The 14488-nt window shown below is 70.9% G+C and carries 7 protein-coding genes; 3 read left to right on the forward strand and 4 right to left on the reverse strand.

What is annotated here, in order from left to right; all coding sequences use genetic code 11:
• The first annotated feature begins 4 nt into the window (after positions 1 to 4).
• Both ACQP26_RS19885 and ACQP26_RS19890 read left to right on the forward strand, forming a co-directional pair.
• A complete protein-coding gene (locus ACQP26_RS19885) occupies positions 5 to 814 on the forward strand; it encodes a hypothetical protein (protein ID WP_433493666.1) in 810 nt (269 codons plus the stop codon).
• Positions 815 to 1057: 243 nt separating this feature from the next.
• Complete coding sequence (locus ACQP26_RS19890) at positions 1058 to 1519, forward strand: DUF4262 domain-containing protein (protein WP_433493667.1); 462 nt, start codon at positions 1058 to 1060, stop codon at positions 1517 to 1519.
• Positions 1520 to 1689: 170 nt separating this feature from the next.
• On the opposite strand, the gene ACQP26_RS19895 is transcribed toward ACQP26_RS19890, so the two are convergent.
• The 4 genes from ACQP26_RS19895 to ACQP26_RS19910 all read right to left on the reverse strand — a co-directional run bounded on the left by ACQP26_RS19895 (position 1690) and on the right by ACQP26_RS19910 (position 9902).
• Positions 1690 to 2649 carry a DUF2637 domain-containing protein gene (locus ACQP26_RS19895; RefSeq protein ID WP_433493668.1) on the reverse strand — a complete coding sequence of 320 codons (960 nt, stop codon included), beginning with the start codon at positions 2647 to 2649 and terminating at the stop codon, positions 1690 to 1692.
• On the reverse strand, positions 2646 to 5615 hold the full coding sequence (locus tag ACQP26_RS19900) for a BTAD domain-containing putative transcriptional regulator (protein WP_433493669.1): 2970 nt from the start codon (positions 5613 to 5615) through the stop codon (positions 2646 to 2648). Before ACQP26_RS19900 ends, ACQP26_RS19895 begins: the two co-directional genes overlap by 4 nt.
• 272 nt (positions 5616 to 5887) lie before the next feature.
• Positions 5888 to 7936 carry a hypothetical protein gene (locus ACQP26_RS19905; RefSeq protein WP_433493670.1) on the reverse strand — a complete coding sequence of 683 codons (2049 nt, stop codon included), beginning with the start codon at positions 7934 to 7936 and terminating at the stop codon, positions 5888 to 5890.
• A gap of 118 nt (positions 7937 to 8054) precedes the next feature.
• Complete coding sequence (locus ACQP26_RS19910) at positions 8055 to 9902, reverse strand: Hsp70 family protein (protein WP_433493671.1); 1848 nt, start codon at positions 9900 to 9902, stop codon at positions 8055 to 8057.
• 897 nt (positions 9903 to 10799) lie between these two features.
• Between ACQP26_RS19910 and ACQP26_RS19915 the strand changes: the two genes are divergently transcribed.
• Positions 10800 to 14381, forward strand: a complete 3582-nt coding sequence (locus tag ACQP26_RS19915) for a hypothetical protein (protein ID WP_433493672.1) — start codon at positions 10800 to 10802, stop codon at positions 14379 to 14381.
• Positions 14382 to 14488: the final 107 nt, after the last annotated feature.

A 14488-nucleotide genomic window follows, 5' to 3' on the forward strand; every position in this document is an offset into this window, starting at 1 on the left:
ATAGATGCGCAAAAGGCTCGGACTGGCTGGGATCGCGGGTAGTGTTGCAGTCGCTCTTCTCTTGCTGATCACCGGCTCGGTAAGTGATCTCGTCGGCGCCGCAACCTTCCTCTTCTCGGCAGGCTTCCGACGCTGGGTTCAGGCGAACTCCATCCTTGTCTTCTGGGTGGGAGTGACATTAATTATCATCCTCGTAGTCTACGTCCTTGTCTTGCACCGCATGTTGACCGACGGAAAGCAGCGAGAGTCGAAGCTAATCCAGGTGCACCAGGGGGAGTTGGCTGAACGGGACGACCGCCTTGAGAGTGTGACGGCCGATCTGAAGAATTCGCAGACGGAGCTTGCCCGGCTCAGGGCCGAGCCAACACCGCACGATTGTGATCTGTTCCAGCGCTTCCTTGACGATTTCCCGCAAGATAAGGGCACCGTCGAGTACCTGACGAAGTGGTTCAGCGGCGAGAGTTGGGATATAGACAGACTTGGAGAGCTATACGAGTTCTGCGCTACGTGGTCTCTGAACACATTTTTCGATGATGAGGAGGTCCAAGCTGCGCTCACAACACTCCACGAAAGGTGTACCGATTTTCGGGTAGGGGTCGCCAGTGAATCGTTCAGAGACTTGGGTGACCCCAACGATGGCACTCGCGTCCTCAAACGAGACCGATTCCAATCGAACCGCCAGTTCGAGGCAAAGGCGCGGGAGCTGGAGGGACTGGCTGACCGCCTGCTTGAGGCACACAGTTCTCTAGTCAAGCTAGGGCGCAGCAAGAGGCTGTACCAGAGCAAATCCGGCAAAAATGGCTCGGCGACTTAGTCCCGGTCTTCACTAATTGTGCATTCGCTGCCAGATGGCGTTGGACCGCCACATGTCCTGACCCGGGAACAACTCGTACGCCTTGCGGCGCAGCTCGTCCAGGTCCAGGTAGGCGAACGGTGCGAGTGTCGCTGCACCGGAACCCGTACGCCGACAACACCAACGAATGGCCCCGGAGCGGGTGCGGTACGAGCCGCGTGGCTGGCCACCGCTGCCCGCATCCCAACCGAAGGACCGTTCCTCGTGACCGGCATAGACGACTTCCTGTACCGCCAAGGCGAGATCATCGACAGGGTGGGCTGGGCGGTAACTCTCGTCGTCCCCAGCGACGACGACCCCGACGACACCCCGCCCTTCGCCTACACCGTCGGGCTCACCGCACACGACTACCCGGAGCTGATCATCGCCAGACTGGACCCGGCTACCTCCCAAGCGCTGCTCAACGACCTCGCGAGCAGGGTCTACGACAAGGCCGAACATTTCCGTCACGGTCAGGGCATCGGCGACCTCATCGCCGGATACGACGCGGTCATCATCGAGGGCGACCCGACCGAGCAGCTGCACCCGGGCGGCGCGATCGGCCGCTACGGCCGCGACCGCGTCCGCCTGCAGCAGGTTGTCTGGCCCGACCGGCACGGCCGCTTCCCCTGGGACACCGCATACGCGTTTCCCTCCGCCGTGCAGCCGCTGATCGCGCGGCCGTAGACCTCGGCCCCCGTGGGGCCGGATGCGATGCCGCGTCCGGCCCCTCGCCGCGAGGTCCTTCGTCGCCGGAGCCGCCTGTCAATGACCGGCGCGAGGAAGAAGATCGGTTTTTCTGTCTTTGGGGCGTCTCTTCCCCGGGGTTCCGTGGGTCGTGGAAGCGGTCGCGGTTGCTAGGTGCGGGCCCCTTCGGTGAGATCACCGGCGTGGTTCTCGTTGGCTGCCGGTGGTGTCTGCGGACGTGGCGGCCAGTAGCGGCGCACGGTGCGTTCCGAGCGTCCGATACGCGCCGCGATCTCGGCCGGATGCAGGTGGGGCTCCCGCCGGTGCCAGTAAGCAACGGCGGCGGCCGTCTCCGACGGCACCAGCTGGTCGCCGTTCACCGCCGGCTCGCCGTTCACGGCGCTGGCAGCGGAGGGCCGCTGCACCCGCGCGTTGGCCACGTCGACCAGGTGGCGCCTCGGCCGGCGCTCACCGTCGCCGGCGTCATGTTGTGGGCGACGCTGCGGCGGGTCAGGGCACGGGACCGGATCAGCTGATGCCCCCGCGCCGGATGACGCGTCTGCAGTGCCCTCGTCTCGGCGGCCCGCTGATGCGGCGTGCGGCATGCGTGTCGTGGACGCAGGGCTGGGTGTGGCGGCCACAGGAAGCTGGGGGTGCTGTTCGGGTTGTCCCGCGCGGATCCGGGCGGTGAGCTCGACGAGGCTGACGCTGGCGACGATGACCAGGCCGTCAACGGAGATGGGCAGCAGGTAGGCGGCCCCTGCGCCGGCCTCGCCGTAGCGGGCGGCGACCCCGACGAGGTGCCAGTACGACACCCAGGTGGCGATGGCGGCGATAACGCTGGTGGCGGCCATGCGGATGATGCCGAGGGAGCGGCGATGGTGCGGGACGCGGGAGATCAGCTCGACGGTGAGCAGCAGCGCCAGCGGCGGCCACGCGGCGATGATCTGGCTGATCGGGTTCGGTCGGGCGTGCAGCACGTTCGCGGCGACTGATGCGGCGACTCCGAGGGTGAGGGTTGCCCGTACTGCCCATCGCAGCCGCTTCAGGTGCACCACAGCCACATCAGTCGCGGCCTCGCTTGTCGAGTTGCCCTCGGTACGGGTGGTGGGGCTGGTCAGCGGGCTCACGATCGTGCTCCCTGCGCTGCGGCCCGACCCTTTCGGCTGGCGGAGCGCAGCTTGGTGATGAGCTGGTCGGCCAGTGTGAGCGTGTCGTCGCCGGGCTCGGCGTCAATTTCGGCGAGCTGCCGTGTCACGGTTCGGCGTAGGGCCCGCACGCCGTCGATGTCGCCGAGGTGCGCGCGGGCGCGCATGGCCACCTGATACAGCTGCTCGGCGTAGGGGTGCTGGCCGATGGCGGCGTCGACGACGGCTAGCTGCTCGGCCGGTTGGCCGTCGAGTTCCTCGGTGAGGGCGACGGCCGCGTCGAGGGCTTGTTGCCGCACGGCTTCCCGGTGGGGCTCGATCCACTCGTAGTAGCAGCCGTCGGCCAGTGGTGCGCGGTAGGTGTCGACCGCGCGGCGCAGCGCCGCGACCCGTTCGGCTTTGCTGGTGGCGGTGTTGGCGGCGCGGAGGGCGGCGCGCATCCGCCACAGGTCCACGTCAAGGCGGTCGGGGTTGAGCTCGTAGCGGTGGCGGGGGTGGGTGAGGTAGGTGCCGGGTCCGCCGTGGTGGCGCAGGACGCTGCGCAGGTCGGAGACGTAGGTGTGCAGGCGGTGGGTGGCTTTGCTCGCGGGTGCGTCGGGCAGCAGGTCGTCGAGGATCGCCTCGGTGGTGGCGGCGCCGTCGCGCGCGGCCAGGTATACGAGCAGTTCGAGGGATTTGGCGCGCAGGCTGCGCTGCGGGTCCGCGTGGGCGAGGGCGGGAGCACCGAGCACGGTGATCGCGACCGTGGTGCGGGTGCCGGTTTCGGGGACGGGTGGGGTGGAGCTGGTCGCCGGCGTGCTGGTGGCGAGGGGTTGGTCGAGGGCGTCAGCGTGGGCCGTGTCGAGCGCCTGGATCTCGGAGTGAGCACCGTCTACGCGTGTGTCGGCCGGCATCGTTGCTATCTGATGTTGGCGCGCCAGCGGTGTTCGCGGGTCGGGCTGAGCGGCTGTGCGCTGTGCGGTGGGCGTGGGCTCGGCGGGGGCCGGGGAGGGGGCATCGCCGGTGTGGGCCTCGGCCAGCACGGCGAGCAGATCGAGGGTCTCGGTGGGTTCGAGGACGGTGAGCCGGCCGATGTCGGCGCGGTGGGAGGCGTGGTCGCCCTCGGCGGGTGTGGTGGTGCCGTCTTCGTTGACGGTGACGGTGGTGCCGTCGGACCAGGGGCCGAGGAGCACGCCGTGGATGTCCAGGCGTTGCCCTTGGGTGAGCAGGGCGGCGACGCGGGGGCGCTCGCGGCGGTCTGGGGGGTGGGTGAGGAGCATGACTGGTGGGAGGGGCTCTTCGTAGGGGTCCGCGCGGAGGTCGGCGACGGTGGCGGTCTCGTGCTGGTCGATCAGTCGGGTGCGGTGCAGCGCCAGGGCTTCGAGGAGGTCCAGCGCGTCGTCGAGGGTGGGGGTGATCCTCAGCCGGGGTGTGCGGGGCACGGTTCCTGTGGTGGCGCCGAGCAGGGTCGCCGCAGTCGCTGCCGGTATCACGACGTGGGTGCGCGCGTGGGGATGTTCGTCGGTGTCGGTGGCGAGGGCGGCGGTGAGGAAGCCTCGGGCGGCGGCGTCTGCGCCGGGTCCGGTCAGGCCCAGCCCGGCCGGCGGCCATACCGTCAGCGGCGCAGGCGTCGGCATGACCGGGTCGAAGCCGTGGCTGCTGCTGGTCAGCGTGGTGGTGGCGTGTGAGGCGGTGGCCGAAGGATCGCGTGACGTCGCTTGTTGACTGCTCGAATTGGTCTTGCTCAGGGTGCTGGCGGCGTCGGGATCGCCGACTGCAGCGTCCGCCGGCTCGTTGTGTTGGCCCGTTTCGCCCGGCATGGCGGCTGGATGGCGCAGCGCGCGGCGGATCTGCCCAATCAGCCGGGGCAAGGGGGCGAGAGTTTGCGTTTCCCAGCGCGGCGTGGTGGAGGGCTTGCCCGCGGTGTAGCGGCGCTGCCGGTGCGCCCAGACGAGGGCGGCGGCGGTGGTGATGGCCAGGGCGAGGCCCAGGCTTATCCAGCTGCCGCTGGGCAGCACCACGCCTCGGTCGGGGCTGGTGGGGCGGGGTCCACGGTCCGCGGTCGGTCCGGAGGTAGGTGTGCTCGTGGTGTTGTCTGTGCTGGCGCAGGTGCCGGCGGTGGTGGGCGTCGGCGCGTGGCTCGGCTCGATTGCGGGAGTGGTTGCCGTGGGTGGGGCCGGGCGCGGTGTCGAGGGCGGCCGGGCGGTTGTCGGGACGGGGGCCGGGGTGGCGAAGTCCGGCTCATGCGGGGCCGGCGGTGGCGATTCGGTGCGGGGTTGGTGTTTGGTCGGTGGGGTGGCGTCGTCGGGCAGGGTGAGGGTCCAGCCGGGGTAGATGACGTTCGGGTTGCGCAGGGTTCCGCCGGTGTGGGTGAAGTGGGTACCGCGGTTGAGGGCGAAGATTTCGGGCCAGCGGTCGGCGTCGCCGAGCTGCTCAGCGGCGATCGTGGAGAGGGTGTCCCCTCGCCTGACGGTGTGGGTGTGGGCATGGTCGGCGGCCATCAGCTTCAGCTGTTGACTGCTGCTCACCTGGCGGGTCGCTGGGGCGGTGGTCGAAGCTTGCGGAGTCTGCGCGTCGCTGTCGTGCGTGGTTCCGGTTGCGGGGGCGGAGTGGGCGGGGGTGCCCGCGGTGGCGGTGGTGACGGCGGTGGCGCCGAGCAGTGCGGCGGTGAGGCCTTGGACGGGGCCGGGTAGGTGTAGTGCGGGCAGCCAGCGCAGGCGGCGAGCCAGCGTCGTGTAGGCGCGGGTCAGGACGGTGGTTGCCAGCAGCAGCCACAGCATCACGGCGCCTGCTTCGGCCAGGAGGATGACGAAGTCGGTCGTCAACGGTTGGTGAATCCACTGCCGGAGCGCCGCCGGCGACGGTAGCCGAGGATGCCACACCCCGCTTGCGACGAGGATCGCGGCAACGACAAGGGTGGACATGATGGACGTGGCGGCGGCCGCGGCGTTCGCTGCTCTGGACCTCACCTGACCTCCTCGCGTCGCTGGCTGCCACGCCGCCGCTAGGCCGGATGCAGCGGCGAGCGCGCCGCGAACGAGGGCTGCGGATGGCGGTGGGCTGGGAATGATCTGACGCTATGGCGATGGCGATGGCGGTGCGCCGGTGCGGCGCCTGACAGCGCCTTACAAAACCTCACGCGCCCTTACAACCGCAGCTCAACGAGTCACGGCCCCTGCGCTCGGTGGCTTCCGCAACGGGGTGGCTCGCGCTGCCGCGCTTCGACGTTCGGCGGGGTTGGCTAGTCGCCGGCGGAGGCGTTGCTGTGTTCGCGGGGCTGGCCGGGGGTGTCGCTGGGGTGCAGCCCGGCGATGCTGAGCCGGTGACGGTGGGCGTCGCGCAGCCGTTGTGCGGCGGCGTGGTCTCCCAGCGTGGTGAGGATGTCGATGGCCCGCTGGTGGAGGTTCTCGTTGTAGGGGTCGACGCGGATCCCGGCCTGCAGGAGCTCCAGGGCGCGGCGGGGATCTTGTTGGGTCGACGCGGCGGCGGCGTAGGCGTCGAGGACGAGCCGGCGGGTGCCTTCCCGGGGCGGGTCGATCCAGGGCCAGGTGTGGCCGGCGGCGAGGTCGCCGGTGTAGGCGTCGATCACGGCCTGCCAGGCGCGGGCGGGGTCGGTGAGGGTGGTGGCGGCGTGGTGGGCGGCGGTGTGCAGCCGCCACAGGTCGACCTCAAGGTGCTCACTGCGCAGGCGATAGCGGTCGTCGGAGTGGTCGATGATCGAGAGATCCGAGGCGGCGCGGATGGCGGCGCGTAGCACGCTGAGGGTGGTGTAGAGGCGGTTGGTGACGGTGTGGGCGGCCAGGCCGGGCCAGATGGCCTGCACGAGTTGTGCGGTGGTGGCGCCGTGGCGGTGGACGGCGAGGAAGGTCAGGATCTGCACGGCGGCGCTGCGGCGGATGGTCACGGCCCCGCCGTCGATGAGCAGCGTGGGCTGGCCGAGGACCCGCAGCTCGACCGGCGGCTGCGCGGCAACGAGCGGGGTGGGCTGGGGCGTGCGGTCCTCGCCGGCTTGGCGGGGAATCCGGACCTCGGGCGGCTGCCGTCGCTGTTCGGGGACGACTGTGCGGGGGGCGGTGCCTGCGTGCGGTGTGTTGCTTGGTGTGGGCGGGGCGATGACGGTGAGCAGGTCCATCGCGGCAACCCGGTCCAGGACGCACAGCCGGGGCCCTGCGTGCCCCGGCAGCCGCGCATTCACGGTCCGGCCGTGCTGGTCGACGCTCCACGTGGCGCCGAGCGGCCATGCGCCGAGGACGACCGCGGTTGCTCGGCCGGCGCCGAGCAGGGCCGCCAACCGGTCGGCGGCAGGCCCCGGCGGCGGCTCGGTGATCAGCACCAGCCGCGAAGCCTCCTCGTGCGTCGGCGGCGACGGGCCATCCGTGTCAGGTGTGGGCGACGCGAGGGATTCGATCAGCTCAACGGCGTGGGCCGCGGTCTCGGTGACCCGGAGGGCGGGGACGCTGTCGCAGACTTCGGTGGCGGCCGGCGGAAGCAGCGTGGTCAGGGCGGACCGGGTGATGACCACGCGGATGGCGTCGGGCGGATCGCGCAACGCCGCAAGCAGCGCGGTGACCAGCACTCCCCTGGCGGCGTCGGCCGCGCCGCCGCCGGCGAAGGCGACGCCCGCCGGGGGTAACGCGGCGATTGACGGCGGCGCGATAGCCAGGGGCTGCTCGTCGGGCGACCGTTCGCTGGAGTCCTGGTCGGGGACGCAGACGGCTGCCTGGACGGCGGTGACGGCCGCCGGCAGCGGTGCCAGGTCCGGGTCGTCCTGGTCCGGAGACTCCCGCAGGCCGGGCTGGTAGCTGCGTCGGCGCCTCAGCCACACAAGTGTGGCCGCGGCGGCCACCTGGTCGGCCGTCTTCTGAGGCAGCCAGCCGCCCGGGATGGTGACGCCCTCCCCCGCCTGGACCTCGGGTGCCGGATGCACGTCGACAGCGTCGTGGTGGAGTGTGCCGGCGGAGACAGCGACGGGCTGGACGGGCGGGGACGTCGCGGTGGTGTTGGCCGCGGCCGTCAGGGCGGCGGCGCCGGCCATGCCGGTGGCGGTGGCTTGCAGGGGTGTCGGCAGCGGCAGGCGCCGCAGCCAGCGGGCGCCGGCACGCAGACGCCGTGCGGCGGTGACGATGACCGCGTATGCCACGAGCAGCCAGAGCAGCCATGCGAAGACCGTCAGCCCGGCGGTCAGCGTCTGAGTGGTGAGGGGTTGCGCCGCCCAGAGGCGGAGCTGCTGCAGGGTTGGCCAGCTGTGCAACGGCGGGCCGACGAACCTCGCCAGCAGCCACGGCGGCATACCCAGAAGAAGCAGAGCGAACGCGAGGGATGTGACCCTTCGCGGCCACCTCACCTCACCCACCTCCTGAAGGAGCTGACCTCTGCTCGGGGCGGTTGTCCGCGCCTCGGCCCGCCGCTCATCGAACTGCAGGCGCCGCGGGGCGAAGGAGGCGGGTCCACAGCTGGCGCAGCCACCACACGGCCACGGCGATCGCGTAGATCGCCCCGAGGATTCCGGAGGCGGGCCACCCGACCAGCGCGGCGGTGATGACGGCGAGGGGTGCGCCGAGGATCAGCCGCAGGATCGGCTGGGAGACGACGGCCATGACGGTTCCGACACCGAGGAGCACGCCGCCGAGGCGACTGGCCAGGTCGATCCACAGGACCATGTTCGGCCAGCGGTCCGCAGTCAGGGAGTACTGGATGAGCATCATCCCCAGCCCGGCGGTGACCACGGAGCCGGTCGGGAACGCGAGTAGCTGCGACCAGCCGCCTCGGGGGATGCGCCACTGTCGGGCCGCGACGAGGGCCATCACCGCGGCCGCGGCGACGATCGGGGTAATCGGCAGCAGCGCCCAGCGCAGGAATCCGCCCGCGGGGTCGCCGATGTAGAGGCTGCCGACGACGGCGTACATGCCGCTGACCGCGACGCCGAGGGACGCCGACGCCAGGATGCCCGTGCCGGTCTGGGAGCCAGGGCTCACCGCCGGGTTGGTGCGGGCGGCGATCGTGGAGGCGAGGACGGTACCGGCGCCGAGGCTGGCGATCACCGCGAACACGGCGCCCACGGCCAGTTCACCCCAATTCAGCAGCGCCCACTTGTAGAGGTAGCTTCCGTTCCATTCGGGAGTCAGCAGGAACTGAGAGATCAGGCCGAGCGACATGAAGCCGGGTACCGCAATCGCGGCGGCCCGTCGCAGGGGTGGCACCGGCTCCTCCGCCGGCAGCCCTGCGGCCGCTGTGGCGTCAGCGGCGCCGGCGTCGGCGGCTCCCCGGACGGCCGCCGTGGCGGGGTCCGCCACTACCGTCGGGGTGACACCGACGGTCTCGGTGAGGACCTTCTCCAGCAGGTGCATCCGGGCGACACCGCCGACGCAGTAGACACCGGCAAGGTCGTTGACCGCGATCTCGGCGGCGGCGATCGCCCCTGTCGCCAGCTGAGCGACGCGCTGCAGGACAGGATGAGCGGCTTGCTCGAGGAGGTCGGTGTTGAGCACCGCGGCCTGCCCCTGGGGCAGCGGCACCGTCACCGCGACACGGTCGGCCAGGGCATGCTTCGCGGCGCCGACGCTGGCCAGCAGAGCCCACCGCTGCCCGTCGCCACCTGCCGGGCTGGTCTCGGCGAACATGGCGGTGAGGGTTTCGTCGATCGCGGTCCCACCCGCGCTGGCGTCGGCGAGGGTAGCGAGGACCTCGAACCCAGCCGGCCCACGCCGCAGGACGCTGACCTCGGCGCCGGCGCCGACGTCGCACACCACGATGCACGACCCCACCGGCAGCTGGACCCCGGTCGCCAGCAAGTGTCCGGCAACGGCTACGGGGGCTTCGATCAGGCGGGGCTGGGGCAGGCCCGCCCGATGCGCGGCGTGGCGCATCCACGTCCGCCGCCGCGGCCCCCACCCGGCCGGCACCACCAGCCGCACATCCTCCACCACCAACCCGACGGCCCGCTGCGCCTCGGCGGCGACCCGACGTAGCGTCGCGGCGACCAGATCCAAGGTGTCGACATCCGCGCCGGCAACGGCGAGCTGCTGCTCGGGGGAGCGCCGTGGGGCCGGGATGAACCGCTGCGGATCCGCGGCGGCGGCCTGCCATGCCTGGTGGCCGGTCAGCACGTCGCCCTCCCCGCCGACCAGCACGGCACTCGGCAGGGCTGGTTCGCCGTCGAACATCAGCGGCAGCCAGGCGCCGTCCGGCCACGCCAGCACCGCGGCTGTGCTGGCGATACCGCAGTCGATCGCCAGCCGCGCCTCCCCCGCTCGCATAGACCTCAGTCAAACATGACGATCACATTCACGTCACCCACGAATTACTCACAGACACGGACATCTTGCAGCCTGATGAGCAGGGTGACCGGGACGGACGACCGCTGAGTGACTCGCGTCGGGCAAGGCAAGCGCTGACAGTGTCGGCCATGGCGTGTGATTGGGCACCCCGACTTGGCCGGATCCAGAGGGCTTCACTAAGCCGAAGAAGTCCTGGCCGGGCATTGGCTGGGCTGTCTCGTCGCGCCTGTCCGCTGGCTACCACCGGACATCCCTGCCGTCGTTCCTGATGAACGCCATAGGCGAGCCGACTGTCGGCTTGGGAATCGCACAACACCGGTTCTGGGCACGGCGTTCCACCTTGTCGATCTGGTATTCGTGGGCCTGGTTTGCCCCGCGTGACACCGCCTGGGGCACGGGGGATGCTTAACCAGCTTGTACTCGGTCACCAGCTTGTACTCGGTCACCAGCTTGTACTCGGTCGCGTGTTTGGTGGTTGCGCTTGCATCCATGAAGGACTGGGTGGCTTCCGTTGGGCATGCTGGTTGGTGAGATGGCATGAGGGGGCGCTGTGGCTGGTGCGGGAAAGTTGGCGGCCGGGTCGGGTGCGGCGTTCGCTGTCGGGACGGCGGCCGGGGTGGTGGGCAACAACCTCGGTGAGGGCCCGTGGTTCTGGGTGGGGTTTGTGGTGCTGGCGGCGGTCGGGTCAGGGTTGTCGGCATGGTTGACCTACCGTGGGGCGACCGTCGGCGCTAGGTCTGGTGTTGTGCACACCGGTGACAACAGGATCGACAGGGTGTCGGGGGGTGGGTCCGGGCCGACGATCGGTGTCAACTATGGCGAGGCTCGTGGCGGTGCCGACCGGGGAGCTGTGTGATGGTGAGGTTCGGTCGTGGGGTGCCGGAGCGGATCGGTTCGGTGCAGGGTGGGGGTTCCGGGGCGACGGTCGGGGCGAATTACGGGACGGTGGCGGGCACGATCCTGGCAGGCAACGCGACGGGTTTGGCGGATGTGGTTCTTGATCCGTCGCTGATTCCGCTTGAGCTTGGGCTGACGGTCGCTGATGAGCCGGTGGGCGGGTTCACCGGCCGTGGGTGGCTGGTGGAGAAAATCGACGTGCGGATCGCGCAGGTTGCTGCCCGCCCGGTCGGCGGTTACGTGTTAGTGGAGGCGGAGGCGGGGCTGGGAAAGAGCGCGTTGGCGACGTATCTGGCGTTCTCGCCGACGCGGCGTTGGCCAGCGCACTTCTCTCGTCAGTCGACCAGCCCGGAAGCTGCACGCGCGAACCTCGCCGCCCAGCTCACCTATGCATACCCGCTTACCGACACTCCGGACGGGTCGGCGGGACTGCCGGGCAACTACACCGATCCAGCGTGGTTCGCTCAGCGGCTGATGACGATTCAGGCACAGCGGCGTGCGCGTGGGGAGGTATCGCCGCTGGTGATCCTGATCGACGGGTTGGACGAGGCACCCCCTCCTTCGGCGGGTGAGGTCGCGTTCGGGCTGCCACGGACTCTGCCGCCGGGAGTGGTGGTGGTGGCCACCACCCGTCCGGGGCATCCCTTGCCGGCTGGAGCGAGGGTGGAGCGGATCGATGTCACGGGGCAGGCGAACCTCGACGATCTGCGCGAGCATGTCACCTTCCGGGCGCGCAGCGACCGCGCGTTGGCAGCCCGGCTCGCCGCCAGCAACGTCACTCCGGAGGCGTTCACACGAGGGCTGGTGGCCGCTGCCGCTGGAGTGTGGATCTACGCGTTGCTGGTAATGGATCAGGTCCGCGACGGTGACCTGCCCGCTGACAGTCTCGACGCGCTGCCGGCAGGGTTGGCCGGGTATTACAGCGAGAACCTGCGGCGGATTCGGGAGCGGGACCCGGACCGGTGGGACGGCGTTGTGCTGCCGGTTCTGGGCACGCTGGCGGCGGTCACCGAACCGATGACCAGTACGACGCTCGCTGACTGGTCCATGAATCTGCCCCTGGGACCGGTGCAGGATGTCCTCGACAGCCCGCTACGGCCATTCCTTGCCCACACGAGAGGCGACCATGAGGCTGCTGATCCGACTGGTCGCTACCGGCTGCGGCACCAGAGCCTGCGGGACTTCCTGACCGGACGGGAGACCGGCCACGAGGACCACACGGTGGTGCAGCTCTCGGCGCGCTGCGCCCAGGCAACCCAGCAGGCCCACCGGAGGATCCTGGCCTGCCTCATCCCCGCCTTAGACGAGGCGGGAGTCCGACGGTGGGAGGATGCCGGCAGCTACGCCCGGGCGCATCTGACCGACCACGCCGCCGCGGCGGGAGAACTCGACCGGCTGGCCCTGGACCCCGGCTACCTCCTGTGGTCTCCACTGCCGCCGCTGCTGCGCACGCGGAACACCGTCACCGACCCGCAAGCCCGCCAGGCAATCGCCGCACGAGAACTGATGGGCGACCCCAGCGCCCTGGCCCCCGACGAGCAACTGCGCTGGCTGCACGTGTGGGCAGTGAAATGCCGCAGCACCACCCTCGCGGCTGCCTGCGCCGCCCGATTCCACCCTGATGCTCCGCGCGTTCACGGCGCGATCTGGCGAGGAGCCGCCCACACCCAACTCCACGGCCACTCGGGTTGGATCAACGCGGTGGGGACCTGGGCTCGATCCGACGGCGCCGCCCTGCTCGTCACCGCCGGATACGACCGGGCCGTGCGGCTGTGGGACCCCGACACCCTCCGGCCGGCCGGCGAACTCCTCGGCCACACCGGCCCGGTGAACGCGGTGGGGACCTGGGTTCGATCCGACGGCGTCGCCCTGCTCGTCACCGCCGGCCACGACCAAGTCGTGCGGCTGTGGGACCCCGACACCCTCCGACCCACGGGCGAACTCCACGGCCACACCGACCGGATCCTCGCGGTGGGGACCTGGACCCGCCCCGACGGCGCCACCCTGCTCGTCACCGCCGGATACGACCAGGTCGTGCGGCTGTGGGACCCCGACACCCTCCGACCGGCCGGCGAACTCGAGCCCCACACCAGCCCGGTGAACGCGGTGGGGACCTGGGCTCGATCCGACGGCGCCGCCCTGCTCGTCACCGCCGGATACGACCGGGCCGTGCGGCTGTGGGACCCCGACACCCTCCGACCGGCCGGCGAACTCCTCGGCCACACCGGCCCGGTGAACGCGGTGGGGACCTGGGTTCGATCCGACGGCGTCGCCCTGCTCGTCACCGCCGGTCGCGACCGGCCTGTGCGGCTGTGGGACCCCGACACCCTCCGACCCGCCGGCGAACTCCACGGCTATACCGGCCCGGTGAACGCGGTGGGGACCTGGGTTCGATCCGACGGCGTCGCCCTGCTCGTCACCGCCGGCCACGACCAAGTCGTGCGGTTGTGGGACCCCGACACCCTCCGACCCGCCGGCGAACTCCACGGCCACACCAGCCCGGTGAACGCGGTGGGGACCTGGACTCGATCCGACGGCGCGACCCTGCTCGTCACCGCCGCTCGCGACCGGGCCGTACGGCTGTGGGACCCCGACCCCGACACCCTCCGGCCCACCGGCGAACTTTGCGGCCACACCAGCCCGGTGAACGCGGTGGGGACCTGGACTCGATCCGACGGCGCGACCCTGCTCGTCACCGCCGGCCACGACCGGGCCGTGCGGCTGTGGGACCCGGACACCCTCCGACCCGCCGGCGAACTCCACGGCCACACCAGCCCGGTGATCGCGGTGGGGACCTGGACCCGCCCCGACGCCACCACCCTGCTCGTCACCGCCGGCCACGACCAAGTCGTGCGGCTGTGGGACCCCCACACCCTCCGACCCGCCGGCGAGCTCCACGGCCACGCCGACTGGATCCTCGCGGTGGGGACCTGGACCCGCCCCGACGGCACCACCCTGCTCGTCACCGCCGGCCGCGACCGGGCCGTGCGGCTGTGGGACCCCCACACCCTCCGACCCGCCGGCGGACTCCACGGCCACACCGGCCTGGTGTTCGCGGTGGGGACCTGGACCCGCCCCGACGCCACCACCCTGCTCGTCACCGCCGGCCACGACCAAGTCGTGCGGCTGTGGGACCCCCACACCCTCCGACCCGCCGGCGAACTCCACGGCCACACCGACTCCGTGATCGCGGTGGGGACCTGGACCCGCCCCGACGCCACCACCCTGCTCGTCACCGCCGGCCACGACCAAGTCGTGCGGCTGTGGGACCCCCACACCCTCCGACCCGCCGGCGAACTCCACGGCCACGCCGACTGGATCCTCGCGGTGGGGACCTGGACCCGCCCCGACGCCACCACCCTGCTCGTCACCGCCGGCCACGACCAGGTCGTGCGGCTGTGGGACCCCCACACCCTCCGACCCGCCGGCGAACTCCACGGCCACACCAGCCCGGTGAACGCGGTGGGGACCTCGGCTCGATCCGACGGCACCACCCTGCTCATCACCGCAGGCCACGACGCGTGCATCCTGACATGGAAGCCCGCAAACGGATCGGCGTAAGCGGATTGCCGCGGCCTCGCACAGCGCAACACCCACCCCGTTCATTGCCTTTGCCATCAGCCCCGGCAGCAGGCCACCGACATCCGGGCCCCGCAGCGTGAAGCCCA

Source organism: Micromonospora sp. CA-248089 (assembly GCF_050948515.1).
GTDB lineage: Bacteria > Actinomycetota > Actinomycetes > Mycobacteriales > Micromonosporaceae > Micromonospora.

Excerpts from the sequence above, each read along its gene's own strand:
- ACQP26_RS19905 (WP_433493670.1), bottom strand. The coding sequence starts at position 7,936 with ATGCCGCCGTGGCTGCTGGCGAGGTTCGTCGGCCCGCCGTTGCACAGC.
- ACQP26_RS19910 (WP_433493671.1), bottom strand. The coding sequence starts at position 9,902 with ATGCGAGCGGGGGAGGCGCGGCTGGCGATCGACTGCGGTATCGCCAGC.
- ACQP26_RS19885 (WP_433493666.1), top strand. The coding sequence starts at position 5 with ATGCGCAAAAGGCTCGGACTGGCTGGGATCGCGGGTAGTGTTGCAGTC.